The organism is Amycolatopsis sp. NPDC048633 (assembly GCF_040650695.1).
GTDB lineage: Bacteria > Actinomycetota > Actinomycetes > Mycobacteriales > Pseudonocardiaceae > Amycolatopsis.
In genome coordinates this window covers 60246-85566 of record NZ_JBEZHS010000005.1, presented here as the reverse complement: position 1 = coordinate 85566, position 25321 = coordinate 60246, and the positions used below count along the sequence as shown (strand labels likewise).

Sequence of the window (25321 nt, the reverse complement as noted above, 5' to 3'; positions counted from 1 at the left end):
TGTGCAGACCTTGCAGAACCTGATCGACGGCGGATGGGCGGACTCGCGCGGCGACGTCGTCCTGGACCTGGTGAACCCGGCGACCGAGGAGGTCATCGCCCGCCATCCCGCGGGCTCGCCCGAGGATGTCGAGCGCGCGGTGACCGCGGCGGTCGCGGCGCAGCCGGCGTGGGCGACGGTGCCGGTGGCCGAGCGTGCCGCCCGGATCTCCGCCTGGGCCGACGCCGTCGCCGCGCACGCCGGCCAGTTGGTTGAACGGGAATGCCGGGAGATGGGCAAGCCGCTGGGGATCGGGCGGACGTTCCTCGACGGCGCGGTCGCGGGGTTGCGCGCGGTCGCCGAGGAAGCGCTTTCCTACGACTTCGAGAAGGTCGTCGTCCGTCCCGACGGCGGCCGGACGCGGATCCTGCGTCACCCGCTGGGTGCCACGGCGGTCATCACGCCCTGGAACTTCCCCGTCACGGCGGTGCTCGGGGCGATCGGACCGCTGCTCGCGGCGGGGAACACGGTGGTGGTCAAGCCGTCGGAGCGGGCGCCGCTGTCCATCGTGCGGTTGCTGGAGCTGGCCGAGCTGCCGCCCGGCGTGGTGAACCTGGTGCTCGGTGATGCCCGGGCCGGGGTGCCGCTGGCCGGGCACGAGGATATCCAGCTGGTGCACTTCACCGGCTCGGTCGCCTCGGGCAGGCGCGTGGGCGCGGCGGCGGGGGAGCGGCTGCACCGCACGGTGCTCGAACTGGGCGGCAAGGACCCGGTCGTGGTCGACGCCGGGGTCGACCCGGTCGCCACCGCCGGCGCCGTCGCGTTCGGCGCGTTCATCAACACCGGGCAGATCTGCACGTCGATGGAGCGGATCTACGTGCACCGCGACGTCGCCGGGAGGTTCGTCGACGCGCTGGTCGCCGCGGCCGAGGCCCTCCCGGTCGGCAACGGCCTGGACGCGGGCGTGGTGCTCGGCCCGCTGGTCGACGAGCGGCAGCGGGACACCGTCGCCCGGCACGTCGAGGACGCCGTGGCGAAGGGCGCGAAGATCCGCACGGGCGGCACAGTCCCTGAGGGGAAGGGCTTCTTCTACCCGCCCACGGTGCTCACCGACGTCGACGACTCGATGCTGGTCATGACCGAGGAGACGTTCGGGCCGGTCGCCCCGGTCGTGGTCGTGGACTCGTTCGAGGAGGGGCTGGAGCGGGCTTCCCGGTCGCGGTACGGCCTCGCGGCCACCGTCTACACCGCCGATCCCGGCCACATCGAGGCCGCCGCACGCATCCCGGCCGGCGTGACCTGGGTCAACCAGTGGCAGGGCGGCGGCCCCGAGCGGCTGTACGAGCCGGCCGGCGACAGCGGCATGGGCGCCACCGGGGCGCGCGCCGCCTTCGACGCCGCCACCCGGCCGGCGTCGGTGCACATCCCGGCGGCTTCGTGACCGCCAAGGAGACGATCGAGCGGCGGGTCCGGGCGACGGGTGACGACCTCGTCGCGCTGTCGCACCGGATCCACGCCCACCCGGAACTCGCCTTCGAGGAGGTGCAGGCCAGCGCTTGGGTGGCCGGCGCGCTGAGCGACGCCGGGTTCGCCGTGCAGCACGGCTGTTACGACCTGGCCACCGCCGTCCGGGCCACGGTGGGCACGGGTCCGGTGCACGTCGTGCTCTGCGCTGAATACGACGCGCTGCCCGGCATCGGGCACGCGTGCGGGCACAACGTCATCGCCGCCGCGGCGGTGGGTGCCGGGCTCGGTTTGGCCGGCCTGGCCGACGATCTCGGCCTCACCGTCACCGTGCTCGGCACCCCGGCCGAGGAGGGCGGGGGCGGCAAGGTGCTGATGCTCGACCGCGGCGCGTTCGACGGTGTGGACGCGGCCATGATGGTGCACCCGGCGGCCGTCGAGATGGCGGCGATGCCGGGTTCGGCCGTCGCCCAGTTCGAGGTGGCCTACCGCGGGAAGCCGGCGCACGCGGGCGCCTACCCGCAGCTCGGGGTCAACGCCGCCGACGCGATGACCGTCGCCCAGGTGGCCATCGGCCTGCTGCGCCAGCAGACCGGCGACGGCGACCGGATCCAGGGCATCGTCACCGAGGCCGGTTCCGCGGCCAACGTCATCCCCGACGCCGGCCGGGGAAACTGGATCGTCCGGACCGACCGGCTGGCGGAGCTGGCCGCGCTGAAGGGCCGGGTCGCGCGGTGCTTCGAGGCCGGGGCGCTGGCCACCGGCTGCAACCTGACGCTGACCCCGGCGTCGCCGGACTACGCGGACCTGCGCCCCGATCCCGCGCTGCTGGCCCTTTACCGCGCGAACGCCGAGGCCCTCGGCCGCGTCTTCCCCGACCTGCCGCGGGGCGTAGCCGGTGCCGCCACGGACATGGGCAACGTCTCCCACGCGGTGCGGGCCATCCACCCCATGCTCGGCCTCGACTGCGCGCCGGCGGTCAACCACCAGCCGGAGTTCACCGCGGCCTGCGTCACCGCGACCGCCGACCGGGCCGTGCTCGACGGCGCGATCGCGATGGCCTGGACCGCCGCCGATCTCGCGACGCCGTGAGCGGGATCAGGGCTCGGCGGGGCCGGCGACCGCCGTGCCGAGTTCGTCCCGCTCGTGGACGTGCCGGGAGGGGCGCCGGTCGATGGTCAGGCTGAGGAGCTCCGGGCGGGCGTAGTGGCCGCGCAGGTCCATCTGGAGCTTGCGCTTGTCGATCAACGCGAAGTCGAGGTCGGCGATCACCTCGCCCTCGCCTTCGCGCAGCGGCTCTCCGAGGATCTCGCCCGACGGCGAGACGATCGCGGTGAAGCACCCGCCGGAGATCGGCCCGATCGGGGAGCCGGTGTCCCGCATGATCCGGTCCTGCTGGTCGGCGTCGAGCCAAGCCGTGGCGTTGACGACGAAACACGCCGATTCGAGCGCGTGCTGGCGGATGCTCACCTCCATCTGCTCGGCGAACAGGTCGCCGGAGAACGAGCCGGGGTACATCGCCGAGTGGATCTGCTCGGCGTCGGCGATCAGGGCGTAGCGGGCGAGGGGGTTGTAGTGCTCCCAGCACGCGAGCTGCCCGACGCGCCCGGCAGCACTGTCGACGGCGCGCAGGCCGGACCCGTCGCCCTGGCCCCAGACGATCCGCTCGTGGTAGGTCGGAGAGATCTTGCGGCGGTGCTGGATCAGGGTTCCGTCGGCGTCGAACAGGAGCTGGGCGTTGTAGATGGTGCCGCCGTGGCGCTCGTTGACGCCGATCGAGACGACCACGCCGGCTTGCCGGCACGCCTCGCCGATGGCCTCGGTGGTGGCCGACGGCACGGTGACCGACTGCTCCAGCAGGCGCTGGTGCTCCGCGCCCATCCGGTACGGCGGCTGAACGAACGAGAAGTACGGGTAGTACGGGATCACCGCCTCGGGGAAGGTGGCGAACCGCACCCCCTGGGCGCCGAGGTCGGCGATCTTCCGGACGACCTTGGCCACGGTGCCTTCGCGGCTGTGGAGAACCGGGCTGAGCTGCACGGCGGCCGCGGTGACGATGGTCATGCGTTCTCCTTCCCTCTGACTATCACTGATGGTAGCCAGGCTGGCTATGTAAGATAGTAGCCAGATGGAGTGAGATCTGGAGGTGCGATGCCGGTCACGTTCGAAGGTCCGCTCGCCGATCGCGGCGCGTGGCAGCTGGCGAACGACCACTGCTCGATCGCGCGGGCGGTCGACGTCCTCGGCACGCGCTCGACGATGCTGGTGCTGCGGGAAGCGCTCTACGGCACGACCCGGTTCGACGACTTCGTGCGGCGCACCCACAGCACCGACGCGATCGTCTCGGCCCGGCTCAAGCTGCTCACCGAGCTCGGGGTGCTCGTCAAGGAGCCCTACCGCGAGCCGGGGGTGCGCACGCGGTTCGAGTACCACCTCAGCGACCGCGGCAAGGAGCTGCTCCCGGTCGTCTTCGGGCTGATGCAGTGGGGCAACGCGCACCTGCAGCCGGACGACGGGCCGTTCCGCCTGTCCGACCGCGCCACCGGGGAGCCGGTGACGATCACGGCGTCGACCCCGTCGGGCCGGGTCGTGGAGCTGGACGACCTGGTGGTCACGGCCAACGGCGACCGGGCGGACGACCCCGGGCGCTGACTCCCTATCCCTGATGGCCAGAACTGCTTGCCGCCAGGCACATTGTGGACCATCGAAGTCCCACAGCCCGTCGTTGCACACCGTCGTCGGCGATCATCGCCGGCTCGGATCCGTGCGACTCGGGAGTTCCTTCATGTCCTCAGCGTTGTCCCAGCCCGCAACCACTGCCGCGGCAGACCGGCGACGATGGTGGGGCCTGATCGTCCTGGCCGTGGCCCAGCTGATGTTGCTGCTCGACGCCACGGTGGTCAACGTCGCCCTCGCGCCGATCCAGCAGGACCTGCCGTTTTCCCACGTCGGTCTTTCGTGGGTGGTCAACGGGTACACGCTGCCGTTCGGCGGGCTGCTGTTGCTGGGCGGGCGGATCGCGGACACCGTCGGCCGCCGGCGGGTGTTCCTGATCGGCCTCGCGCTGTTCGCGGTCGCGTCCGCGATCGGCGGGCTGGCCGTCACGCCGGCGATGCTGGTGCTGAGCCGGGTCCTCCAGGGCGTCGGCGGTGCCCTGGTGGCGCCGGCCGCGCTGTCGCTGGTCACCGTGCTGTTCACCGAACCCGGCGAGCGGGCCCGCGCGCTCTCGACGTGGGGTGTGCTGCGCGGCCTGGGTGCCATGGCGGGCGCCGTGCTGGGCGGGATCCTCGTCACCTACCTGTCCTGGCGGTGGGTGTTCTTCGTCAACCTGCCCATCGCGGCCTTGGCGTGCGCGTTCGCGCCCGGCCTCGTGCCCGAGAGCCGGAGCCCCCGGTCCGGCCGGCTCGACGTCACGGGAGCCGTGCTCGTGACCCTGGGGCTGACGCTGGTCGTGTACGGACTGCTGGCCTCGTCCGAGCGGTCGTGGGCTTCCCCGCTGGTGGTGGGCACGCTCGCGGCGGGTGTCTTCCTGCTCGCCGCGTTCGGGTGGTGGCAGCGGCGGGCAGCGAACCCGTTGGTGCCCCTGAGTTTCCTGCGCTCGAGGCGCCGCGCGGTCGGCAACTTCGTGCTGCTGGCGTTCAGCGCGGCGCTGGCGGTGCTGTTCTTCAGCCTGGCCTTGTACCTGCAGCAGGTCGTCCACCTGGACGCGCTGTACGCCGGGCTGTCGTTCCTGCCGATCGGCCCGCTGTTCATGTTCACCGGCTGGTTGACGGCGCGGCTCATCCCGCGGATCGGCCAGCGCGCGGTGATGGTTCTCGGTGCGTCGCTGCTCACCGCCGCGTTCGTGCTGTTCGCCGACGTCCACGTGGGCGGCTCCTACGTGCGGGACGTCCTCATCGGCGTGCTGCTGTTCGCGCTGGGCGCCGGATTCACCGTCGTCTCGGGGATGATCGCCAGCGTCGACGGCGCCACCGGGAGCGACGCGGGACTGGCCAGCGGGATCAACAACACGGCCCAGCAGATCGGCCTGGCACTGGGGCTGGCGACCCTCGTCGCGGTCGGGGACGCCCGGACCCGCACGCTTTCGCTCGCGGGAACGGACGATCTCCACGCCGCCGCGGCCGGCTACTCGCTCAGCTTCGCGATCACCGCCGGTCTGATGGCCGTCACCGCGCTCGTCGCCGCCGTCGGCCTGCCTGCCCGGAGGAACTGAGGTTTCGGCAGGGCGGGCTGAACCGTCCGAAGTGGACGGTTCAGCCCGCCTGTTCGTGCTGCACCGTGAGCTGTCCCATCAGGGGCTCGCCGCAGTCGGGGCACAGCACGCTGGGCGCCACCGGGGTTCCGCAGCTGTGCACGATCACCGGCGTCGCCGGCGGGTCCGGCAGGTGCCGGGAACCCCAGTCGCGCAAGGTCACCAGCACCGGTTCGAGATCGTGGCCGGCGCGCGTCAGGTGGTACTCGAACCGCGGCGGCCGCTCGCTGTACCGGTGCCGCACGAGCAGCCCGGCGTCCTCGAGCTTGCGCAGCCGCCGGGTCATCACGTCGCGCGCGACCCCGGTGTTCGCGACGATCCCCTCGAACCGGTGCACGCCCATGAACAGCTCGCGCAGGGCGAGCAGGGACCACCGGTCTCCCACCGTTTCCAGGGTGCCGGCAATCGGGCAGTCGCGGGTCATGGGGTCACCGTACCTCGTTCCGGCGGGTAAGTTGTCCAGCCAAACTGACTCGGGTTAGCATCGCCGGGTGAGTCTGTCGAAGGGTGCGCGCCGGGTCGTGCTGCTGGCCTACGACGGCGCCCGGCTGCTGGACCTCACCGGTCCGCTCGAGGTGCTGGCCACCGCGAACGGCTTCGGCGCGTGCTACGACGTGACGATCGTGTCGCGCGACGGCGCGCCCGTCGTCACCGACGCCGGGGCCGGGACCGTGGCCGACGGCCGGATCGCCGACCTGACCGGTGACCTCGACGTGGTGATCGTGCCGGGCGGGCCGAACTGGCCGCGGGTGATCCACGACCGGGGAATCCTCGACGCGGTGCGGGATCTTTCCGCGCGGTCCGGGTGCGTCACCGCCATCTGCGCCGGGGCGTTCCTGCTCGGCGCCGCCGGCCTGCTCGACGGCCGGCGGGCCACGACCCACTGGCGGTTCACCGGGGAGCTGGCGTCGCGGTTCCCGAAGACGACCGTCGACTCCGACGCCCTGTTCGTCCGGGACGGGAAGGTGGTCACCTCGGCCGGCGTGAGCGCCGGCATCGACCTGACCCTCGCGCTGGTGGAGGAGCACTTCGGCGCCGACGTCGCGCGCAGCACGGCCAAGGACATGGTCGTGTTCCTCCAGCGCCCCGGCGGGCAGTCGCAGTTCAGCGTCCGGACGCACCACACCCACGCGCGGCACGAGAGCCTGCGCAAGGTCCTCGACACCGTGGTCGAGAACCCGGCAGCGCCGCATTCGCTCACCGCCATGGCGCGGTCCGCGGGGGTGAGCGTCCGCCACCTCAACCGCCTGTTCCGCGAGGAGCTGGACATGACCCCGGCCCGCTACGTCGAGCAGGTGCGGATCGAAGCGGCGAAGTCCCGGCTGGAGGCGTGCGACGAACCCATCACGACCATCGCGCGCCGCGCCGGGTTCGGTTCGCCCGACTCCTTGCGGCGTGCCTTCGCGCGCGAGTTCGGCGTCACGCCGGCCGCGTACCGGGAACGGTTCACGACCGCCGCGGAACGTTGACGCGAGGACTCCTGGTTCCTAAGCTGCAGCAGTGAGAACGTACGTTCTCACGGTCGGTGGGAACGGAGCTGGTGGAAGTGGCGGCGCAGCAGGTTCAGGTCGAGTGGCTCGCGGAGCACGATTTCCTGGTCAGTGTCCCGAGCGGTGAGGACGACGTCCTGATCCGCCTGCGGTCCGACGCCGGGACGATGTCCCGGCTGGAGTTCGGCGATCTCGACGAGCAGCGGCTGGTGGGCGCGATCATGGCGTACTTGCTGGCCCGCCAGGACGTCGACGACCTGCCGCAGGATCTCGACCTGGAAGAAATCGCGGCGGCGTACGAAGACTTCGCGGAATCCGTGCGCGCCGCGCTGGACGCCGGCGGCGCCGGGTAGCGCCGCCGACGACGGGCTACGGCGTGATCACCCAGCGGCCACGCTGACCGCCGGCCCTGAGCTTCGCGTACGCCGCGACCGCGTTGCTCAGCGGAACGGTGCCGGCCGTGCGCGGTTCGAGGGTGCCGTCCGCCGTGAGTCCGAGCAGCCTCGTGAGGGCCGCGCCGTCCGGGCGCACCACGGCGGAGGTGACGGTGATGCCGCGTTCGGCGGGCGGCTCCTTGCCGGGGAAGATCCCGGCGTAGGCACCACCGTCCCGGATCGGCCCGAGGGCGGCTTCGTTCAGCAGGGCCGTGTCGAACACGGCGTCGACGTCGGACACCTCGGCCAGGTCGGTGACGACCTGCTCCGCGCCGGCCCGGGTCAGGAACCCGAGGTCCCGCCGGCGCGCCAGCCCGACCACGGACCAGCCGTCCAGCGCGGCGAGTGCGACCGCGTAACCGCCGACCGCACCGGCCGCGCCGGTGACGAGCAGGCGCCGCCCGGCGGGCGGGCCCAGCAGGGCGAGCAGCTGGAGGGCGGTCAGCGCGTTGGTCGGGACGGTGGCGGCGTCCACGAGATCGACGCCGGCCGGAACGACGGCCGCGTCCTCCGCCGCGACGATCACGTACTCGGCGGCGGCACCGGCCACCGCGTGGGGAGCGTGGGGGAACTGGAGGGCGGCGACCCGGGTGCCCACGACCAGGCCGGGAACTCCGGAGCCCGCTTCGTCGATGACGCCCGCGACGTCCAGCCCGAGCCCGAGGCCGGTCTGCCCGCTGTCGAGAACGTGCAGATCGGCCGGGTTGACCGCCGCGCCGGCTGTCCTGATCCGGATCTGGCCCGCTCCCGGGTGCGGGTCGGGAAGTTCCACGACCTCCGGGGTGCCGGGAGCGGTGAGGATGAGTGCTCGCAAGGGGTTCGTCCTTCCTGTGGGAGGGTGGCCGCGACTGAGAACGACCATTCTCAGAGTGTTGTAGACTTCGGCCGAACTGGCAAGCGGCTCCGCCTGGCGACGAAAGCGACGTGATCGAAGCATGGGTTCCCTGCTCGAAGGCATCAGCGGCCCCCAGGACGTCCGGCGCCTCAGTGCCGCGGACCGGGTGGCGCTGTGCGAAGAGATCCGAGACTTCCTCGTCCGGTCCGTGTCGGCGACCGGTGGGCACCTCGGCCCGAACCTGGGCGTGGTCGAGCTCACCACGGCACTCCACCTCGTGTTCGACTCCCCGGCGGAGCCGATCCTGTTCGACGTAGGGCACCAGGCGTACGTCCACAAGATCCTCACGGGCCGCGCGGCGGAGTTCCCCGGTCTGCGCCAGACGAACGGGCTTTCGGGCTATCCCAGCCGCGCGGAGAGTCCCCACGACTGGGTCGAGCACTCCCACGCGTCGGCGGCGTTGTCCCATGCGGACGGTATGGCGAAGGGTCTGGCGCTGCGCGGTGAACGCCGCTGCGTGGTCGCGGTGGTGGGCGACGGCGCGCTCACCGGCGGAATGAGCTGGGAAGCGTTGAACAACATCGCGTGCGCCCGGCGGCCGGTCGTCATCGTGGTCAACGACAACGGCCGGTCGTACTCGCCGACGACGGGTGCGCTGGCCGGGCGGCTGGCCGAGCTGCGGCTGCGGCCGGGGTACGAACGCGTGCTGCGCAGCGTGAAGGACGCGCTCGGGCGTGTTCCGGTCGTCGGGGCGCCGGTTTACGCCGCGCTGCACGGCTTGAAGCGCGGCATCAAGGATCTGCTCGCGCCGCAAGGGATGTTCGAGGACCTGGGGCTGAAGTACGTCGGTCCGGTCGACGGCCACGACCTCGGCGCGCTGGAGCAGGCGTTGACGCTCGCCAAGGACTTCGGCGGCCCGGTGCTCGTGCACGTGGTCACGCGCAAGGGAAACGGGTACGCGCCCGCGGAAGCCGACGAGGTCGAGCAGATGCACGCTCCCGGCGCCTTCGACCCGGCGACCGGCGCGGCCCGGGCGAAGAAGGGCCGCACGTGGACGTCGGTGTTCTCCGAGGAGCTGACCGCGCTGGGCGCCGAACGGGAGAACCTCGTCGCGATCACCGCGGCGATGCGGGAGCCGACCGGGCTCGGGCGGTTCGCCCGGGCGTTCCCGGATCGCTTCCACGACGTCGGCATCGCCGAACCGCACGCGGTCGCGTCCGCCGCCGGGCTCGCGGCCATGGGCGCGCACCCGGTGGTGGCGCTGTATTCGACGTTCCTCAACCGGGCGTTCGACCAGCTCCTCTTCGACGTGGCCCTGCACCGCCTGCCGGTCACGGTCGTGCTGGACCGGGCGGGCATCACCGGTGCGGACGGGCCGTCGCACCACGGGGTGTGGGACTACGCGCTGCTGGGGATGGTGCCCGGGCTGGTGCAGGCCGCACCGCGCGACGAGGCGACGCTGCGGGCCGCGCTGCGTGCGGCGGTCGAGCACCAGGGTGGGCCGAGTGTGGTCCGCTTCCCCAAGTCGCCGCTCGTCGAGAGCGTGCTGACGCTGCGGCGGGCCGGCAGCGTCGACGTCCTGTACGAGACCGGCACGGGCGACGTCGACGTGCTCATCGCCGCGATCGGGCACACGGCGGCGGACGTCGTGGCGGCGGCGAACGAACTCGTGGCGTCGGGGCTCAGTCTCCGTGTCGTGGATCCGCGGTGGGTGAAGCCGCTGCCCGACGAGCTCGTCGATTTGGCGCGTGGCGCGGGACTCGTGGTCACGGTGGAGGACGGGGTGCTCGCCGGGGGCGTCGGCTCGCGGATCGGTCAGCAGCTGCACGCGGCCGGTGTGGACACTCCGTTGCGCGAGATCGGGGTACCGGACGAGTTCCTGGACCACGGCTCGATCGCGGACCTCCGGGCCAGGGTCGGCCTGGACGCAAGCGGTATCGCCCGGCGGATCACCGGTTGGGCGGGGGAGAGGATCCCCGCGGAGGCCGGGACCGCGGGGAGGGTGAGGTGATTCTCAGCGGGCCGAGCTGCGGCATTGTCGGCCGCGGTGGGAGTACCTCGGGTCGGTGGGAAAGATGCGCGCGGGCGGCCGGGACTGCGCGGCGGGTGAGCCGACCTCAGCGGGCCGAGCCGCTGCGTTTCTTACCCGGCTTCTCCGCCGCGATCAGGATTTCAGCCGCGCGGCGAGCCTCGGTCGCCGGGGCCGCGGTGCGCTGGACCGCCGCCGTCGAGACCGCTCCCTCGGCCAGCAGGTGGATGACGTTCCCGGTCTCTCGCGAGTAGCCGGCGTCCACCGTGATACCCGAGAGCAGCTTGCGGAACTCGCGCTGGTGGTGGTGCACCTCGGCCGCCACGGCCGGGTTGGTCGCGCCGAGCTCGCCGAACACGTTCATCCACGGGCAGCCGCGGAAGTCCGGCTCGCAGAACCACTTGTGCAGCCACGTGAAGATCGCCGACACCTGGGCGGCGCCCTCGTCGGCCTTTCCGGCGAACTCCGTGATGCTCGCCATCATGCGCAGGTGGCGGCGGCGGAGAAACGCGACCACGAGCTCGTCCTTGCTGGGGAACAGCTGGTAGATCCGCCGCAGCGGCAGGTTCGCCGCCGTCCGCAGCCGGTCCATGCCCACGGCCTGGACGCCCCGCGAGTAGAACACCTGCTCGGCGGCGTCCAGCAGGTGCTCGCGGATGGGGTCGGGGGCTTCCTCGACGCTGGTCACGGTACCTCGAAACGTTGACGGTCACAGCAACGCCGCTTAGGCTACCACCACCAGTGAGAATGACCGTTCTCATCATCGGGGTGACGCCATGGAGCTCGAAGCCGGCCGGGAGATCCGCGACGCGCTGACGCGTGCCCGCGACACCGTGCTGGCGCTCAGCGCGAACGGCGAGGTGGTACGCACGGGCGCGGATCTGCTGCGCCGCGCGCAACAGCTCGCGGGCCGGCTCGTCGAACGCGGGCTCGAGCGCGCGACGGTCGGGGTGTGCTTCCGGAACAGCGCGGCCGCGCTCGAAGCGTTCATCGCGACCGAGCTGGTCGGGGCGACGCGCCTGCCCGTCGAGCCGTCGGCGGCCACGGCCGAGGCCCGGGCGATCTTCGCCGCCGGTGGGGCGAAAGCGGTGCTGACCGACGGCCACCACGACGACGTCGCGGAGGACGCCGAAGGGTGGACGAAGACCGCCTTGGGCGCCGCGACCCTCGTGCACCACGACGCCTCGCCGGAATCGGCGCCGCGATGGCGGGACCGGGTGACCGTCCATCCCGGACACCCGCTGGTCGTCTACCCCCGTGCGGTGCGCGGTGGCGAGCTCTTCGGCATCCCGACGAGCTACGCGAACTGGCGCGCGATCATCGACGTCAACGTCGACCTCTACCGGAGCGGGCACTACGGTCCCGCGCCCGCCGGTGACGACTGCTACCTGACCGTCGTGCAGCTGATGCACGCCACCGGGATGGTCGGCAGCTTCCCGTTCCTGCACCTGGGCCTGCCGCAGGTGTTCCTGCCGAGGTTCCGCGCGGACGCGATGGTGGAGGCCGTCGAACGCCACCGCGTCACCACGCTGTTCGCGGTGCCCGGGATGCTCAGCCGGGTGGCCGACGTGCTGGGCGACGGCCGCCGGCTCCGTTCGCTGCGGCGGGTGCTCTACGGCGGCGCTCCGGTGGAACCGGCGGAGATCGCCCGCTTGCACCAGGTCTTCGGTGACACGCTCTGCCAGCTGTACGGACGCTATGAGGCGGGCTGGCCGCTCACGGTGCTCACGGCCGAGGACCACCGGCGGCCGATCGGCGAGCGGGTCACCGGGCGGCCGATCGACGCGATCGAACTGGGCATCCGGGACGGCGAGGTCGTCACCCGCAGTCCGATGGTGTCGGCCACCTTCGCCGACGCCGACGGGTGGTGCGGGCTCGGGGACACCGCGGTGTTCACCGAGGACGGCTACCTGAAACTGACCGGGCGGCTCGACGGGATGATCAACACCGGGTCGTTCCACGTCTATCCGGACGAGGTCGAAGCGGCGGTTCTCGGGCATCCGGACGTGTCGGCCGTGCGGGTCGCCGGAGTCGCCGACGCCCGGTGGGGTGAGACCATCGTGGCCTTCGTGGTTTCGTCGAATCCCCTGCTGGACAAGACATTGCGGGACTGGCTGCGTGCGCGCCTCGCGCCCTACAAGGTTCCGGCTGTGGTGCACGTCGTCGACCGGTTGCCCGGGGCGTAGACTCGTGCCGAGCGGTGAGAACGATCGTTCTCACACCGAGTGGAGAGGAACCAGGCGAGTCGAGATGGCTGGAACAGACGTCGACGAGGAAACTCCGGCGGCCTTCGGGGCCAACGAATGGATGGTCGAGGAGCTCTACGAGCGGTACCTGCGGGACCGGGACTCGGTGGACCGGGCCTGGTGGCCGGTCTTCGAGAACTACCGTCCCGGCCCCGGCGCCGCCCCGAAGCGGACGGTTTCCCGGCCCCAGGGCGACGTCACCGTGCTCCGCGGACCGGCGAAGACGCTCGCCTCGAACATGGACGCCAGCCTGGCGGTGCCGACCGCGACCAGCGTCCGCGCCGTGCCGGCGAAGCTCATGGTCGACAACCGCATCGTCATCAACAACCACCTGCGCCGCACGCGGGGCGGCAAGGTCAGCTACACCCACCTGCTCGGCTGGGCGCTGGTGCAGGCCGTGAAGCGGTTCCCCGGCCAGAACGTCCACTACGACCTGGTGGACGGCAAGCCGGTCGTCGTCGCGCCGAAGCACCTGGGTCTGGGGATCGCGATCGACCTGCCCCGGAAGGACGGGCAGCGATCCCTGCTCGTGCCGGTGGTCAAGGACGCCGACACCCTGACCTTCGCGGAGTTCCTGGCGACCTACGAGGACCTGGTCGGCCGCGCCCGGAAGAACGCGCTGACGGCGGGCGACTTCGCCGGCGCCACGATGACGCTGACCAACCCCGGCGGGATCGGGACGGAGCACTCCGTGCCGCGCCTGACCCGCGGGCAGGGGTGCATCATCGGCGCGGGGGCGCTCGAGTACCCGGCGGCGTTCCAGGGCGCGAGCGACGCGTGGCTGGGAGAGCACGGCGTCGGCCGGACCATGACGCTGACGAGCACGTACGACCACCGGGTGATCCAGGGCGCGGGGAGCGGGGAGTTCCTCCGCCTGGTCCACGGGCTGCTGACCGGCGAGCACGGCTTCTACGAGGACATCTTCACCGCGCTGAGGATCCCGTACGAGCCGATCCGCTGGGCGGTGGACACCCACGTGGACGAGGGCGTCGAGCCGGGCAAGGAGACCCGGGTGCACGAGCTCGTCAACGCCTACCGCGTCCGCGGCCACCTGATGGCCGACACCGATCCGCTGGTGTACCGGCAGCGGTCGCACCCCGATCTCGACGTGGCGAACCACGGGCTCACCCTGTGGGACCTCGACCGCGAGTTCGTCACCGGTGACTTCGGCGGTGCTCGCCGCCGGCTGCCGCTGCGCGAGATCCTCGGCGTGCTGCGCGACGCCTACTGCCGCACCACCGGCATCGAGTACATGCACCTGGAGGACCCGGAGCAGCGCCGCTGGATCCAGGACCGGGTCGAACGGCCGTACGAGAAGCCGACCCACACCGAGCAGATGCGCGTCCTCGGCAAGCTCACCGAAGCCGAAGCGTTCGAGACCTTCCTGCAGACGAAGTACGTCGGGCAGACGCGGTTCAGCCTCGAAGGCGGGGAGTCCGCGATCGCGCTCCTCGACGCGATCCTGCGGCGCGCGGCGGAGGAAGGGCTGGCCGGCGCGACGATCGCGATGGCGCACCGCGGGCGGCTCAACGTCCTGGCCAACATCGCCGGCAAGACCTACCGCCAGATCTTCGCCGAGTTCGAGGACACCCGGGACTGGGAGACGGCGGACGGGTCCGGGGACGTCAAGTACCACCTCGGGACGGAAGGCGTCTTCGCCGGCCTCCACGGGTCCGAGCTGCCGGTCCACCTCGCGGCCAACCCCTCGCACCTTGACGCGGTCGACGGGGTCCTGCTCGGCGTGACCCGCGCGCGGCAGGACCGGGCCGGGGACGGGCGCTTCTCGACGTTGCCGATCATCGTCCACGGGGACGCCGCGCTCGCCGGTGAGGGTGTGGTGAGCGAGACGATGCAGATGTCGCAGCTGCGCGGCTACCGCGTCGGCGGCACCATCCGCATCAACATCAACAACCAGGTCGGGTTCACGACCGCGCCGCGGGACGGCCGTTCGTCGGTGTACTCGACGGACGTCGCGAAGACGATCCAGGCGCCGGTCCTGCACGTCAACGGGGACGACCCCGAGGCGGTCGTGCGGGCCGGGCAGCTCGCGTTCGCCTACCGGCAGGAGTTCGGGCGCGACGTCGTGATCGACCTGATCTGCTACCGGCGCCGCGGGCACAACGAGGCCGACGACCCGTCGATGACGCAGCCGCAGATGTACGCCCTGATCGAGCACAAGCCCTCGGTCCGCGAGCTGTACACCGAAGCCCTCGTGGGGCGCGGTGACATCACGGCCGACGAGTACGAGCAGGCGCACCGTGACTTCCAGCGGACGCTGGAACGGTCTTTCACCGAGACCAGGGGCAGCACCGCGGGCGTCGACCCGGTGGACCGGCGCACTGCCGAACCTGCTGCCCCGGCCCGGCCGACCGCCGTCCCGGACGTCGTCGTGAAGAAGGTCGCCACCGTGTTCGGCGACGCACCGGCCGGCTTCACGGTGCACCCCAAGCTCGCGCCCCTGCTGGCGAAGCGGGCGGAGATGGCCGAGAAGGGCGGCATCGACTGGGCCTTCGCGGAGCTGCTGGCGTTCGGCTCGCTGCTGGTGGACGGGGTGCCGGTGCGGCTCGCCGGCCAGGACAGCCGCCGCGGGACCTTCGTGCAGCGCCACGCCGTCCTCCACGACCAGGTCACCGGGCAGGAGTGGACGCCGCTGGCGCACCTGGGGGAAGGGCAGGCGCCGTTCGGCGTCCACGACTCCCTGCTGAGCGAATACGCGGCGCTGGGCTTCGAGTACGGGTACTCCGTCGAACGTCCGGACGCGCTCGTCCTGTGGGAGGCCCAGTTCGGGGACTTCGTCAACGGCGCCCAGGTGATCGTCGACGAGTTCATCAGCTCGGCGGAGCAGAAGTGGGGCCAGTCCTCCTCGCTCGTCCTCCTGCTGCCGCACGGGTACGAAGGCCGTGGCCCGGACCATTCGTCGGCGCGGATCGAACGGTTCCTCCAGCTGTGCGCCGAAGACAACCTGGTCGTGGCCCGCCCCTCGACGCCCGCCTCGTACTTCCACCTGCTGCGCCGCCAGGCGCTCGCGCCGGAGCGCCGGCCGCTGGTCGTGTTCACCCCGAAGAGCATGCTCCGGCTGAAGGCCGCCACCAGCTCCGTCGCGGACTTCACCGACGGCGCGTTCGCCCCGGTGCTCGACGAGCACCGCCCGCTGGACCGGGATCGGGTCGGCCGCGTGGTGCTCACCGCCGGCAAGCTGTACTACGACCTCCTCGCGCAGCTGGAAAAGACCGGCCGGACGGACGTCGCGCTGGTGCGCCTCGAGCAGTTCTACCCGCTGCCGCGGGCCGAGCTGGCGAAGACCTTCTCGGCCTACCCGGACGCGGAGTTCGTGTGGGCGCAGGAGGAGCCGAAGAACCAGGGCGCATGGACGTTCCTGCACAGCGAGCTCGAGCTCCCGGGCGGCAAGCGGCTGTCGGTGGCGTCCCGGCCCGCGTCGGCGTCGCCCGCCACCGGGTCGCACCACCGGCACCAGAAGGAGCAGAGCGAACTGGTCCGGCGGGTGCTCGGTGCCTGAGCTGCCCGAGGTCGAATTCGCTCGCTCGGTGATCGAGCGCGCGGCGCTGGGCCGGCTGATCACCGGCGTCGACGACTCCGACGGCTACGTGTGCCGGCCGCACCGGCCCGGGCATATCCGCGACGCGCTCGCCGGACGGCGGCTCGTGGCCGCGTACCGGCGGGGCAAGTCGATGTGGTGCGAAACCGGCGGCGGGCCGCTGCTCGGAGTCCACTTGGGAATGTCCGGGAAGATCGTGGTGGCGGATCCGGACGGCACCGAGGTCGACGGCGGCGACTACTGGGAGGGCCGGCGCGCGCCGGGGGACTACCGGTGGGCGCGCTTCACGGTGACGTTCGAAGACGGCGGCCGCCTGATGCTGGTCGACCCGCGGCGGCTGGGCCGGATCGTGCTCGATCCCGCGCTCGACGAGCTCGGCCCGGACGCCGCGACCATCAGCGCCGGTGCCTTTCGCGCCGCGGTCACCAAGGGAACCGCGACCGTCAAAGCCCGGCTGCTGGACCAGCGCGCCATCGCCGGGATCGGCAACCTGCTCGCGGACGAAATCCTGTGGCGAGCCCGCCTCCACCCGGCTCGCCCGGTCGACGAGCTCGACCGCGCGGACGTCGAGCGGCTCCTGCGCGCCACCCGGGGTGCGGTGTCCGCCGCGCTGGAGCACGGGGGAGTGCACACGCTCGACGTCATCCCGTTCCGCAAGCCCGGTGCGCGGTGCCCGCGCGACCACGCGCCGATGGTGCGGGGGAAGGCCGGCGGCCGCACCAGCTGGTGGTGCGGTGCCGAGCAACGGCTTTCCGGGTAGGCGGACCGGATCAGCGTGGCTGGTGCTTCATCGAAGCCGATTGAGCACTACAGTCGCTGAATGGAGCTGAGACAGGTCGAACACTTCCTCGCGGTGGCGCGGTGCGGGAGCTTCACCGCGGCGGCGCAGGAGGTGCACGTGGTGCAGTCGGCGCTGAGCGCGTCGATCCGCAAGCTCGAGGCCGAGCTGGGACTGCCGCTGTTCGAGCGCACGACGCGCCGGGTGGCGCTGACCGAGGCGGGCCGGGCGCTGCTGCCCATGGCGCACCGGATCCTCGCGGACGTCGTCGCCGCCCGGGGCGAGGTCGCGGCGCTGGCCGGGCTGGCGAGCGGACGCGTGTCGATCGGGACGATCCAGGCGCTGAGCGTGGTGGACCTGCCGGCCAAGCTCGGCGAATTCCGGGACCGCTACCCGGGTATCCGCATCCACGTTCGCGACGGCAAGGTCCCCGGGCTGGCGGCCGCCGTCGCGAGCGGTGAGCTCGACCTGGCGTTCCTCGCCGGCGACCAGCCCCTGTCCGCCGAGCTGACGGGGTTCCGGGAGTGGAGCCAGCAGCTCGTGCTGCTGAGCCACCCGGGCCACCGCCTCGCCCGCCGGCGGCGCGTCCGGCTCACCGAACTCGACGGCGAGCCGTTCGTCGAGTTCAGCGGCAGCGGCATCCAGACAATGGTCGCGCACCGCTTCGCCGACGCGGGAGTGCGCCAGAACCGGGTCTGCGAGGCCACGTACATGCCGCTGCTGGTCGAGCTGGTGGCGGCCGGCCTGGGGGTGTCGATCGTGCCGCAGCCCGTGGCGGACCGGTCCGGCCTGCCGTTCGCGCGCTTCGAACGGCCCGCCATCAGCCGCGCGATCCACCTCGCGGGCCGCGGCCCGCGGCCGGCGAACCCCGCGGCCCGGGCGTTGCTGGCGCACCTGCTGGCCTGAGGGGTCACCGGCCGTCGGAGGCGAACAGCAACCCACCTCCGACGAGCCCCAAGGCCACCGCCACGACGAGGAACCCGCCGAGCGCGGCGAACGCCGCCAGCACGAGCGCGCGGATGCCGAACTGGCGCTGCAGCCTGATGCGGTCGAAGGTTTCGGTGTCTGTCATGGATCGAGTCTGGGCGCGGGAAGGCAGCGAGTCCAACGCACAGTTCCGCTCGGATTCAGCTCCGGAACCGCTGAATGGTCAGTCTCCGGCCGGGTCAGGCGCCCGCTTCTTCGAGCCGGGCGACAAGGGCGTCCACCGGTACGGTGGCCAGTGCCACCCGGGTGTCGCTGCTGCCGTAGGGCAGCCAGAGCGTGCCGTCGTGGATCATTCCGCCGCACGAATACACCACGTTCGGGACGTAGCCTTCACGCTCGTCCTCGTCCGGCAGGAGCAGCGGCTCGGGCAACGTGCCCACGATCCGGGCCGGGTCGGCGAGGTCGAGCAGGAGCGCGCCGATCGCGTAGGTCCGCATCGGCCCGACGCCGTGGGTGAGCACCAGCCAGCCCGCCGGCGTTTCGAGCGGGGAGCCGCAGTTGCCGACCTGCAGCAGCTCCCAGGCCGCCGCCGGCCCGTGCAGCGGCACCTCGCCGGACCAGGAACGGCCGTCGGCCGAGGTCGCCAGGCTCATCGTTTCCCCGTCCCCGCGGCACAACGCGAGGTGCTTGCCGCCGACGAGGCGGGGGAACAGGGCCATTCCCTTGTTGCGGGCCGCCGGCCCGGTGAGGGCGAACGCGCTGAACGACGTCAGGTCGGCGCTTTCCAGCAGCCGTGGTGTCACGGTGGCGCCGTTGTACGCGGTGTAGGTGGCCCGATAGCCGCTCACGCCCGTGTCGTCGGTGAAGCGGACGAAGCGGGCGTCTTCCATGCCGTGGCTTTCGGACGCGCCGACCGGCCACAGCAGCCGTTGCGCGAGATCGGTTCCGGCGGGAAAGCGCACCGTGTAGCCGGCGGCGGCGAGCTCGCGGATGTGCTGGGTCGTGCCGGCCGCCCCGGCGCGTTCGAGCAGCCGCGGGTCGAGCGTCGCGAGCGCGTGGTCGAGGTCCTGCTGGCCGAAGGGATCGGGGAGGGTCGCGGTCACCGTGGCCGTGATCTCGTTGTCGCAGCCGTCGTGTTCCAGGGCGGCGCGCAGCCACGCGCGGCTCCAGGAGTCCGGTTCGCGCTCGCCCTTGCCCACCGGTCCGGTCCGCGGGTGCCACTCGGCGCGGGTCCCCGGCCCCAGGACACCGGTGGCGAAACCGATCGAGGAGATGTGCCCTTCGCCGATCCCGCGCAGGCTGAGGACCACCCGCACCTGCCCGGGCGACAGCCCGTCCTGCCGGGGGTGCGCCACCAGGGACGGGTTGCACAGCGCGGCCGCCTCGACCGCGTACTCGTGCGTGAAGTACGCGCCGAGGAGCAGCCGGCGCCGGGGGTCGAGAGAGCGGGGGTCGACGAGCCGGTGGCTCATGATCGACGCGTTGTGCTCGAGGACCGCGTGCAGATCCCGGTGGCGGCCGGAGAAACCGGCCAGTACCCGGTCCAATGTGGAACCGACCGAGCTGTCCGGGAGGCCGAGGACCCGCGTGATCAGCGCGCCCGCCCGCGACCGGGTCTCCGGTGCTTCCTCGCCCGGCACGAACAGCTTCGTCACGACCCGCGTGGGGTCGGGCCGGAACCCGGTCGCGTGCCGGGTCACCAGCCCCGCGCTCTCGCCGGTCACGCCGCACCGGCGCCGGTCAGCGCGCCGGCCCGCAGCCGCGGGAGCTGGAACGTCGCGAGCATCGCCAGCATCGATTCGGCACCCTGGTTGCGGTTGACGCCGTCGGCGCGGAGCCCGTCGCCGCAGCCACCGGTGTCCCGGTCCAGGAGCGGCGCGCCGGCGTCGTTGGCGCCCAGGAACCAGGCGCGGGCCAGCTCCACGGCGGCCGCCCAGCGGGGGTCGCCGGTGACGGCGTGGGCCCGCGCGCAGGCCGTCGCGAGCGCGGCCACCTCGATCGGCTGCTGGTCGAACCCCGGCGCCGACTGGTGGCGGGCCCGGCCGCCGGCGGGTACCACCGACAGCTTGCCGTCCAGGGTCTGCCGGTCCACCAGCCAGTCCAGGACCCGCAGGCCGTCGGCGAGCGCGCCCGGATCGGGCAGCAGCGCGCCGGCCGCGACCAGGACCTCGCCGACCGCGGCGTTGGCGTACTCCAGCCGGGGCTCGGGCCAAGGCCAGTCCTCGCCGGGCGGCACCGGCCCGATCGCCGTGACGGCGCCGCCGAGCAGCGCCCGCGCCGGCTCGTCCGCCGGGAACCGGGTCAGCACCTCGGCGGCGCCCAGCGCGGCGAACACCATCGCGCGCAGGTCCGGGGACCGGCGGCGGGCTCCCGCGTCGAACAGCAGCCGGGCTTCGGCGCGCAGCCACGCGCGGCCGGCGTGCGCGGCCGTGCTGCCGAGGCCCCAGAGCGCGCGGCCCCACCAGTCGCCGAGGCCGGGGGAGTCCTGCCAGCCGCGGTCGTAGCCGAGCCGGTTGCGGAAGCGGCCGTCTTCGTGGGCGTGCGCGGTGAAGGCGAAGAGCGTTTCCTGCACCCGGGACAGCCGGGGGGTCAGGTCCTGTTCGCGGCTCAGCAGCACCAGGCCGCGAGCGGCGTCGTCGAGGCAGTACCCGTGCTCGCGCCGCGGGATGGCCCCGCAGGCGTGCTCGAAGAGCCCGACGTCGTCGGACATGCGCAGCAGGTGACGGTCGTCCAGCATCACGCCACGACCCGCGTCCCGGCGGACACGAGCTCGGCGCCGAGCCGGCTGTACTGCGTGGCCACCGACGCCCAGCCGAGGCTGCGGGCGGCGATCCCGGCGGCCGCGGCCATCCGGCCCGCCGCGGCCCGGTCGGTGAGGATCTCCTGGAGCGCGTCCGCGATGGCCGCCGGGTCCCGGTGGTCCACGAGCAGTCCCGCACCCCCGGAGAGCAGCTCGACGGCGTGCGGGAAGCGGGTCGCCACGACCGGCGTCCGCGAGGTGACGGCTTCGATGAGCACCCCGGAGGTGACCTGGTCGCGGGAGTCGTAGGGCAGGAGGACCACTTCCGCGTGGGTCACCAGGCGCCGCAGCGACGCGGCGGCGAGGTAGCGGGAGTCGAACCGGACCCGGTCCTGCACGCCGAGCCGCTCGGTCCGCAGCTGCAGCGACCGGCGGTAGCTTTCCCCTTGCTGCGCTTGGACTTTCGGGTGGGTGCGGCCGGCGACCAGGTAGCGCGGCTCCGGCCACTGCGCGGGGAGCAGGGCCATCGCGTCGATGCCCCATTCGATGCCCTTGCCGGGGCCGAGCAGGCCCCACGTCAGGATCTGGCGGTGCTGGCTGTGGTGCGGCACCGCCGCCGCGCCGCCGTTGTCGGGGGCGCCGTGCGGGATCACCACGAGCCGGCCGGCGGGGACGTCGTAGCCGGCGACGAGCCGGGCGCGCGCGGCCTCGCTCATCACGACGACCGCGGCCGCGGCGGCGAGCACGCCGTCGAGGACTTCGCGCTGGTGCGGGGTCGGCGTGGTGAGGACGGTGTGCAGCACGACGATCGCGGGCACGCTCAGCAGTTCCAGGACGCGCAGGACGTCTTCGCCGTCGGCGCCGCCGTAGATGCCGTATTCGTGCTGCACGATCGCCACGTCGTCCCGGTCGAGCAGGGCCGCCGCCGCGCGCCAGCTCTCCGGCGAGCCGGCGACCAGGTCCCCGACCACCTCGGGGCGGCCGCCGGGCTCCGTGGACTCGACCGCGCGGACCACCCCGCCCGCGGATCCCGGCGGCAGCGCGGCGCGCAGCGAGGCGGTGAACGACGCGAGGCCGCACAGCGTGGGCGGATAGGTACTCAGGGAACCGAACGTGATCACACGGGCCCTTCGGATCGGCGGTGTTCTCGTCGAGGCCGACTGTGTTCCCCGGCGGCGGCCCGGGCCTAGAGTCGTGCGACCTCACTTCCGAGGGCCTTCGGCGGGTGGGAAGGCGGCGTTGCCTCGCACGCCAACGCCAACGCCGCCGCCGCGCGACGGCAGAGGTCCGGCGCTTCAGTCCGCGGCCGGCGCCTCCGGCCGGACCACGAGCACCGGGCAGCCGGCGTGCTGCACGAGCGCCTGGCCGGTCGAGCCGAGCAGCATCCCGGCGAACCCGCCGCGCCCGCGGCTGCCCACCACGACCAGCTGGGCCTTCTCCGCGGCTTCGAGCAAAGCGAGCCGGGGGCGGTCGCGGCGCAGGACCCGGCGGATTTCGACGTCCGGGTACTTCTCCTGCCAGCCCGCCAGCCGCTGCGCGAGCAGCCGTTCCTCGTCGTCGGCCATCGACTCCCACTGCGGGATGAGCCGGACGGTGCCGTAGAAGTCTTCGTAGGTGACGTCCGTCCAGGCGTGTACCGCGACGAGGGGCACACCGCGCGCCGACGCTTCCTCGAACGCCGCGGCGTTCGCCGCTTCGCTCGCCGGGCTCCCGTCGAGCCCGACCACCACCGGGCCCGACTCCGGGACGTGGGCCGCGCCGTGCCGGCCCCGGATCACCGCCACCGGCGAGTGCGCGTGGCTCACGAGGGTGGCCGGGGTGGTGCCGAGGAGCATCCCGGCGAAGCCGCCCGAGCCGGTCGCGCCGACGACGACCATCCGGGCCCGCCGCGAACGCTCGATGAGCAGCGGCGCCGGAGTTCCGGTCAGCGTCTCCGTCGTGACCACCAGGTCTTCGTCGATCGACGTCGCCACCTTCCGGGAGACGGCGACGACCCGGTCGCCTTCCTGGCGGACCGCGTCGATCAGGACGTCGATGCCCGCCATGCCTTCGCCGTAGCCGAGCGCGGCGATCTGCAGGCCGTGCACGATGTCGAGGCCGAGGCGACGGGAGGAGGCCAGCCGGGCCGCCCACGACACCGCCGTCACCGACGCGGCCGAGCCATCGACGCCCACCACGATCGTCCGGTTCCGGTCGGTCATCGTGTCTCCCCGTTTCCCGTGGTCCGCGACCGGACCACCGCGACCGGGCACGGCGAGTGCACGATCAGCGCCTGGCTGGTCGAGCCGAGCAACATTCCGGTGAAGCCGCCGCGGCCCCGGCAGCCGACCACGATCAGCTGCGCGTGCTCCGCGCGTTCGAGCAACGTCCGGACCGGGCGCCCGCGGGTCACGTCGAGGTCGATCGGCAGGTCCGGGAACTTGTCCCGCCACGGCCTGAGCTGGTCGGTGAGCTTCGCGCGTTCGGCCTGGTCGATTTCGGTGGCGTCGTCCTGCAACGGATGGGGCCGGAGCACTCCGTCGGCGACGAGGTCGCTCCAGGTGTGCACCACGGTCAGCCCGACGCCTCTCAGCCGCGCGCCTTCACAGGCGAACGCCAGTGCGCCGTCGCTGTCGGACGATCCGTCCGTGCCGACGAGCACGGGGCCCGCGACCGGCGGCGGATCCTGGGGGCGCCGGCCGCGCACCACCACGACCGGGCACTGCGCGTGGGCGACCACGGAAACGGCCGTCGAGCCGACGAGCATCCCGGTGAAGCCGCCGAGCCCGCGGGACCCGAGCACCACCAGGTCCGCGTGCCGAGACTCCTGGATGAGGGCGGTGACCGGGCTCCACTCCCGTGCGGCCACGTCGATTTCGAGGCCGGGAGACTCCGCGAGCGCCGCCGTCCGCGCTTCGGCCAGCCAGCCTTCGGCGCACTCGGCCAGCCCGGCGCGCACCTGTTCGCGGGTTCCGACGGCGATCGGGGCGCGCACCTGCGGCAACGCGTAGACCTGCACCAGCCGCAGCGGACGGCCGCGCCGGAGCGCCTCGGTGCCGGCCCAGACCGCCGCGCGCACCGCCGACGACGAGCCGTCGACCCCGGCGACGACGGCACCGTTGCCGTGGGATGCCTCCCGGTCGTCGAGAGGTGCCGGCCAGACCCGGCCCGGATTCCCGGGTGGCGCCGTCACGACGCGCTCCCGGCGACGGCCGCGGCGGCCAGGGTCACGCCGATCTCGTGGCCCCAGGCCCGGATCAGCGGCCGGTCGGTCGTCCCCTCGAACACCCGGTGGTCGCGGGCCGCCAGCTGCCGGACGAGCTCACGGGCCGGCTCGTTCCGCTCGTCCAGCGGACCGTGGGAGAACAGCCAGACCGGAAGCCACCGCAGACCGTCCGAAAAGGACTCGGCGAACGTCCGTGCCGGGTCGAGCCACTGCCCCCGGTGCACGGAGCTGCCGAGGACGACCGCATCGAACCCCTCGAGCGAGTGGATGAGCCCGACGTCGCGCACCTCGACCTCGGGCGCCACTCCGGCGCCGGTCAGCGCGGAGCCGAGCGACGTGGCGAGGTGTTCGGCGATTTCCCGGGTGGCGCCGTGCCGGGTGGCCACCGCGACGAGGATTCTCATGGGGCCAGCCTCGCGCGGCCGCGGCTTCGGGAGCAGAGGCCAACGACCTCGACGCACCGGCGAAAGTCCCCGCCACCCCGCTCAGTGGACGACGGCGACCGGGCAGGTGGCGTGCGCGAGCAGGTCGTTGCCCGTCGACCCCAGCAGCGCGCCGGCGACCGGGCCGCGGCCGCGGCTGCCGACCACGATCAGCTGGGCGCCGGGCGTGACCCCCATGAGCGCGCGAGCCGGCTCGCGGTCTTCGACGACGAGCGTCGTGATCTCCAGCTCCGGGTGCTTCCGTGACCGGCCGGCGACCAGCTCCTCGAGGTCGCGCCGGTCCTCGGCCTGCTGGTCGGCGAAGGAGGGTTCGATGCTGGGTGCCCGCCGGCGGCCGGCGTGCGCCACGACCAGCGGTACGCCGCGCGAGGCCGCCTCGCCGGCCGCGAAGTTCAGCGCTTCCTCGCTCACCGGTGCGGAGTCCACGCCGACCACGACCGGGCCCCTCGGGTCGGCGTGGCCGCGGAACACGACCACCGGGCACTTCGCGGCCGCGGCGACCCGGAGGGCGACCGAACCGGCCAGGGCGCCCCGCAGGCCGCCGAGGCCGTGCGAACCGAGCACGATCAGGGGCGCGGTCACGGAGTCGGCGAGCAGCAGGTCGACGGCGAGCCCGAGCCGCACGTCGGTGGTGACCTCGAGGCCCGGTGCCGCGGTGCGGGCGATCTTCTCCGCGTGGCGCATCCGCCGGGTCACGTGGTCGGGCAGGAACTCGGACCCGTCGCCCGGATCGACCACGCAGGCGTGGAGCAACCGCAGGTCCGTGCCGCGCCGGGCCGCTTCGTGCGCGGCCCACCGGACCGCGCGCAGCGACTCCTCCGAGGTGTCCACCCCGACGATCACCGCGGCCTTCGCCTGTTCGGCCATCGCCGCCTCCTGCCCTCCGCCGCCGCCCGGACGGCGACCCCTTCCAGCATGTCCTCCGGCGCGCCCGCGCGGCAGG

At 73.0% G+C, this 25321-nt stretch carries 23 protein-coding genes; 11 read left to right on the top strand and 12 right to left on the bottom strand.

From position 1 onward, the window contains the following. Window position 1: 1 nt before the first annotated feature. Both AB0C38_RS12935 and AB0C38_RS12930 read left to right on the top strand, forming a co-directional pair. Window positions 2-1420 (top strand): aldehyde dehydrogenase family protein, encoded by a 1419-nt coding sequence (locus tag AB0C38_RS12935; protein ID WP_360671203.1) that lies wholly within the window; start codon window positions 2-4, stop codon window positions 1418-1420. Continuing rightward, window positions 1417-2535: an amidohydrolase gene (locus AB0C38_RS12930; RefSeq protein ID WP_360671200.1), complete on the top strand. Its 1119-nt coding sequence runs from the start codon at window positions 1417-1419 to the stop codon at window positions 2533-2535. The genes AB0C38_RS12935 and AB0C38_RS12930 overlap by 4 nt, the downstream gene beginning before the upstream one ends. 6 nt (window positions 2536-2541) lie before the next feature. Here AB0C38_RS12930 and AB0C38_RS12925 read toward each other — a convergent pair whose 3' ends face one another. Beyond that, window positions 2542-3507 carry a nitrilase-related carbon-nitrogen hydrolase gene (locus AB0C38_RS12925; RefSeq protein ID WP_360671197.1) on the bottom strand — a complete coding sequence of 322 codons (966 nt, stop codon included), beginning with the start codon at window positions 3505-3507 and terminating at the stop codon, window positions 2542-2544. Window positions 3508-3594: 87 nt separating this feature from the next. Here AB0C38_RS12925 and AB0C38_RS12920 point away from each other — a divergent pair, with 87 nt between their 5' ends. Next, a complete protein-coding gene (locus AB0C38_RS12920; RefSeq protein ID WP_360671194.1) occupies window positions 3595-4095 on the top strand; it encodes a helix-turn-helix domain-containing protein in 501 nt (166 codons plus the stop codon). A 133-nt stretch (window positions 4096-4228) separates the two neighbouring features. Next, window positions 4229-5656: an MFS transporter gene (locus tag AB0C38_RS12915; RefSeq protein ID WP_360671192.1), complete on the top strand. Its 1428-nt coding sequence runs from the start codon at window positions 4229-4231 to the stop codon at window positions 5654-5656. 40 nt (window positions 5657-5696) lie between these two features. Here the strand turns inward: AB0C38_RS12915 and AB0C38_RS12910 are convergent, their stop codons facing one another. Next, a complete protein-coding gene (locus AB0C38_RS12910; RefSeq protein WP_360671189.1) occupies window positions 5697-6119 on the bottom strand; it encodes a helix-turn-helix domain-containing protein in 423 nt (140 codons plus the stop codon). A 67-nt stretch (window positions 6120-6186) separates the two neighbouring features. On the opposite strand from AB0C38_RS12910, the gene AB0C38_RS12905 reads away from it, so the two are divergent. Further along, window positions 6187-7164 carry a GlxA family transcriptional regulator gene (locus AB0C38_RS12905; RefSeq protein ID WP_360671186.1) on the top strand — a complete coding sequence of 326 codons (978 nt, stop codon included), beginning with the start codon at window positions 6187-6189 and terminating at the stop codon, window positions 7162-7164. Window positions 7165-7220: 56 nt separating this feature from the next. After that, entirely contained in the window at window positions 7221-7538 is a 318-nt protein-coding gene (locus AB0C38_RS12900) for a hypothetical protein (protein WP_360671183.1), read from the top strand. Between the two features lie 16 nt (window positions 7539-7554). Here AB0C38_RS12900 and AB0C38_RS12895 read toward each other — a convergent pair whose 3' ends face one another. Beyond that, a complete protein-coding gene (locus tag AB0C38_RS12895; protein WP_360671181.1) occupies window positions 7555-8433 on the bottom strand; it encodes a zinc-binding dehydrogenase in 879 nt (292 codons plus the stop codon). A gap of 121 nt (window positions 8434-8554) precedes the next feature. Between AB0C38_RS12895 and dxs the strand changes: the two genes are divergently transcribed. Then, a complete protein-coding gene (gene dxs, locus AB0C38_RS12890) occupies window positions 8555-10465 on the top strand; it encodes a 1-deoxy-D-xylulose-5-phosphate synthase (RefSeq protein ID WP_360671178.1) in 1911 nt (636 codons plus the stop codon). A 106-nt stretch (window positions 10466-10571) separates the two neighbouring features. Here dxs and AB0C38_RS12885 read toward each other — a convergent pair whose 3' ends face one another. Continuing rightward, entirely contained in the window at window positions 10572-11171 is a 600-nt protein-coding gene (locus tag AB0C38_RS12885) for a TetR/AcrR family transcriptional regulator (protein WP_360671175.1), read from the bottom strand. A gap of 88 nt (window positions 11172-11259) precedes the next feature. Here AB0C38_RS12885 and AB0C38_RS12880 point away from each other — a divergent pair, with 88 nt between their 5' ends. The 4 genes from AB0C38_RS12880 to AB0C38_RS12865 all read left to right on the top strand — a co-directional run bounded on the left by AB0C38_RS12880 (window position 11260) and on the right by AB0C38_RS12865 (window position 17969). Continuing rightward, window positions 11260-12669, top strand: coding sequence for an AMP-binding protein (locus AB0C38_RS12880; protein ID WP_360671173.1), 1410 nt, complete (start codon window positions 11260-11262; stop codon window positions 12667-12669). A gap of 64 nt (window positions 12670-12733) precedes the next feature. Continuing rightward, complete coding sequence (locus AB0C38_RS12875) at window positions 12734-16246, top strand: multifunctional oxoglutarate decarboxylase/oxoglutarate dehydrogenase thiamine pyrophosphate-binding subunit/dihydrolipoyllysine-residue succinyltransferase subunit (protein WP_360671170.1); 3513 nt, start codon at window positions 12734-12736, stop codon at window positions 16244-16246. Then, window positions 16239-17045, top strand: a complete 807-nt coding sequence (locus tag AB0C38_RS12870) for a DNA-formamidopyrimidine glycosylase family protein (protein WP_360671167.1) — start codon at window positions 16239-16241, stop codon at window positions 17043-17045. The genes AB0C38_RS12875 and AB0C38_RS12870 overlap by 8 nt, the downstream gene beginning before the upstream one ends. Before the next feature lie 60 nt (window positions 17046-17105). Continuing rightward, entirely contained in the window at window positions 17106-17969 is an 864-nt protein-coding gene (locus AB0C38_RS12865; protein WP_360671164.1) for a LysR family transcriptional regulator, read from the top strand. A gap of 4 nt (window positions 17970-17973) precedes the next feature. On the opposite strand, the gene AB0C38_RS12860 is transcribed toward AB0C38_RS12865, so the two are convergent. The 8 genes from AB0C38_RS12860 to AB0C38_RS12825 form a co-directional block, all read right to left on the bottom strand. Further along, complete coding sequence (locus AB0C38_RS12860) at window positions 17974-18135, bottom strand: hypothetical protein (protein ID WP_360671161.1); 162 nt, start codon at window positions 18133-18135, stop codon at window positions 17974-17976. Between the two features lie 94 nt (window positions 18136-18229). Then, on the bottom strand, window positions 18230-19714 hold the full coding sequence (locus tag AB0C38_RS12855; RefSeq protein WP_360671158.1) for a glycoside hydrolase family 130 protein: 1485 nt from the start codon (window positions 19712-19714) through the stop codon (window positions 18230-18232). Then, the gene (locus AB0C38_RS12850; RefSeq protein WP_360671155.1) at window positions 19711-20727 is read right to left on the bottom strand and encodes a hypothetical protein; all 1017 of its coding nucleotides are present in this window, start codon (window positions 20725-20727) and stop codon (window positions 19711-19713) included. Before AB0C38_RS12850 ends, AB0C38_RS12855 begins: the two co-directional genes overlap by 4 nt. Then, window positions 20727-21851, bottom strand: a complete 1125-nt coding sequence (locus AB0C38_RS12845) for a glycosyltransferase (protein ID WP_360671152.1) — start codon at window positions 21849-21851, stop codon at window positions 20727-20729. Before AB0C38_RS12845 ends, AB0C38_RS12850 begins: the two co-directional genes overlap by 1 nt. A 174-nt stretch (window positions 21852-22025) precedes the next feature. After that, window positions 22026-22931, bottom strand: coding sequence for a universal stress protein (locus AB0C38_RS12840; RefSeq protein WP_360671149.1), 906 nt, complete (start codon window positions 22929-22931; stop codon window positions 22026-22028). Next, on the bottom strand, window positions 22928-23902 hold the full coding sequence (locus tag AB0C38_RS12835; protein WP_360671147.1) for a universal stress protein: 975 nt from the start codon (window positions 23900-23902) through the stop codon (window positions 22928-22930). The genes AB0C38_RS12840 and AB0C38_RS12835 overlap by 4 nt, the downstream gene beginning before the upstream one ends. Next, entirely contained in the window at window positions 23899-24339 is a 441-nt protein-coding gene (locus tag AB0C38_RS12830) for a flavodoxin domain-containing protein (RefSeq protein ID WP_360671144.1), read from the bottom strand. The genes AB0C38_RS12835 and AB0C38_RS12830 overlap by 4 nt, the downstream gene beginning before the upstream one ends. A gap of 81 nt (window positions 24340-24420) precedes the next feature. Then, window positions 24421-25245 (bottom strand): universal stress protein, encoded by an 825-nt coding sequence (locus AB0C38_RS12825; protein ID WP_360671141.1) that lies wholly within the window; start codon window positions 25243-25245, stop codon window positions 24421-24423. Window positions 25246-25321 lie beyond the last annotated feature (76 nt).

What these genes read in the sequence shown, in the direction of transcription:
- AB0C38_RS12925 (WP_360671197.1), bottom strand. Translation starts at nt 3,507, where the DNA reads ATGACCATCGTCACCGCGGCCGCCGTGCAGCTCAGCCCGGTTCTCCAC.
- AB0C38_RS12920 (WP_360671194.1), top strand. Translation starts at nt 3,595, where the DNA reads ATGCCGGTCACGTTCGAAGGTCCGCTCGCCGATCGCGGCGCGTGGCAG.
- AB0C38_RS12915 (WP_360671192.1), top strand. Translation starts at nt 4,229, where the DNA reads ATGTCCTCAGCGTTGTCCCAGCCCGCAACCACTGCCGCGGCAGACCGG.
- AB0C38_RS12910 (WP_360671189.1), bottom strand. Translation starts at nt 6,119, where the DNA reads ATGACCCGCGACTGCCCGATTGCCGGCACCCTGGAAACGGTGGGAGAC.
- dxs (WP_360671178.1), top strand. Translation starts at nt 8,555, where the DNA reads ATGGGTTCCCTGCTCGAAGGCATCAGCGGCCCCCAGGACGTCCGGCGC.
- AB0C38_RS12880 (WP_360671173.1), top strand. Translation starts at nt 11,260, where the DNA reads ATGGAGCTCGAAGCCGGCCGGGAGATCCGCGACGCGCTGACGCGTGCC.
- AB0C38_RS12875 (WP_360671170.1), top strand. Translation starts at nt 12,734, where the DNA reads ATGGCTGGAACAGACGTCGACGAGGAAACTCCGGCGGCCTTCGGGGCC.
- AB0C38_RS12865 (WP_360671164.1), top strand. Translation starts at nt 17,106, where the DNA reads ATGGAGCTGAGACAGGTCGAACACTTCCTCGCGGTGGCGCGGTGCGGG.
- AB0C38_RS12860 (WP_360671161.1), bottom strand. Translation starts at nt 18,135, where the DNA reads ATGACAGACACCGAAACCTTCGACCGCATCAGGCTGCAGCGCCAGTTC.
- AB0C38_RS12850 (WP_360671155.1), bottom strand. Translation starts at nt 20,727, where the DNA reads ATGCTGGACGACCGTCACCTGCTGCGCATGTCCGACGACGTCGGGCTC.
- AB0C38_RS12840 (WP_360671149.1), bottom strand. Translation starts at nt 22,931, where the DNA reads ATGACCGACCGGAACCGGACGATCGTGGTGGGCGTCGATGGCTCGGCC.
- AB0C38_RS12830 (WP_360671144.1), bottom strand. Translation starts at nt 24,339, where the DNA reads ATGAGAATCCTCGTCGCGGTGGCCACCCGGCACGGCGCCACCCGGGAA.
- AB0C38_RS12825 (WP_360671141.1), bottom strand. Translation starts at nt 25,245, where the DNA reads ATGGCCGAACAGGCGAAGGCCGCGGTGATCGTCGGGGTGGACACCTCG.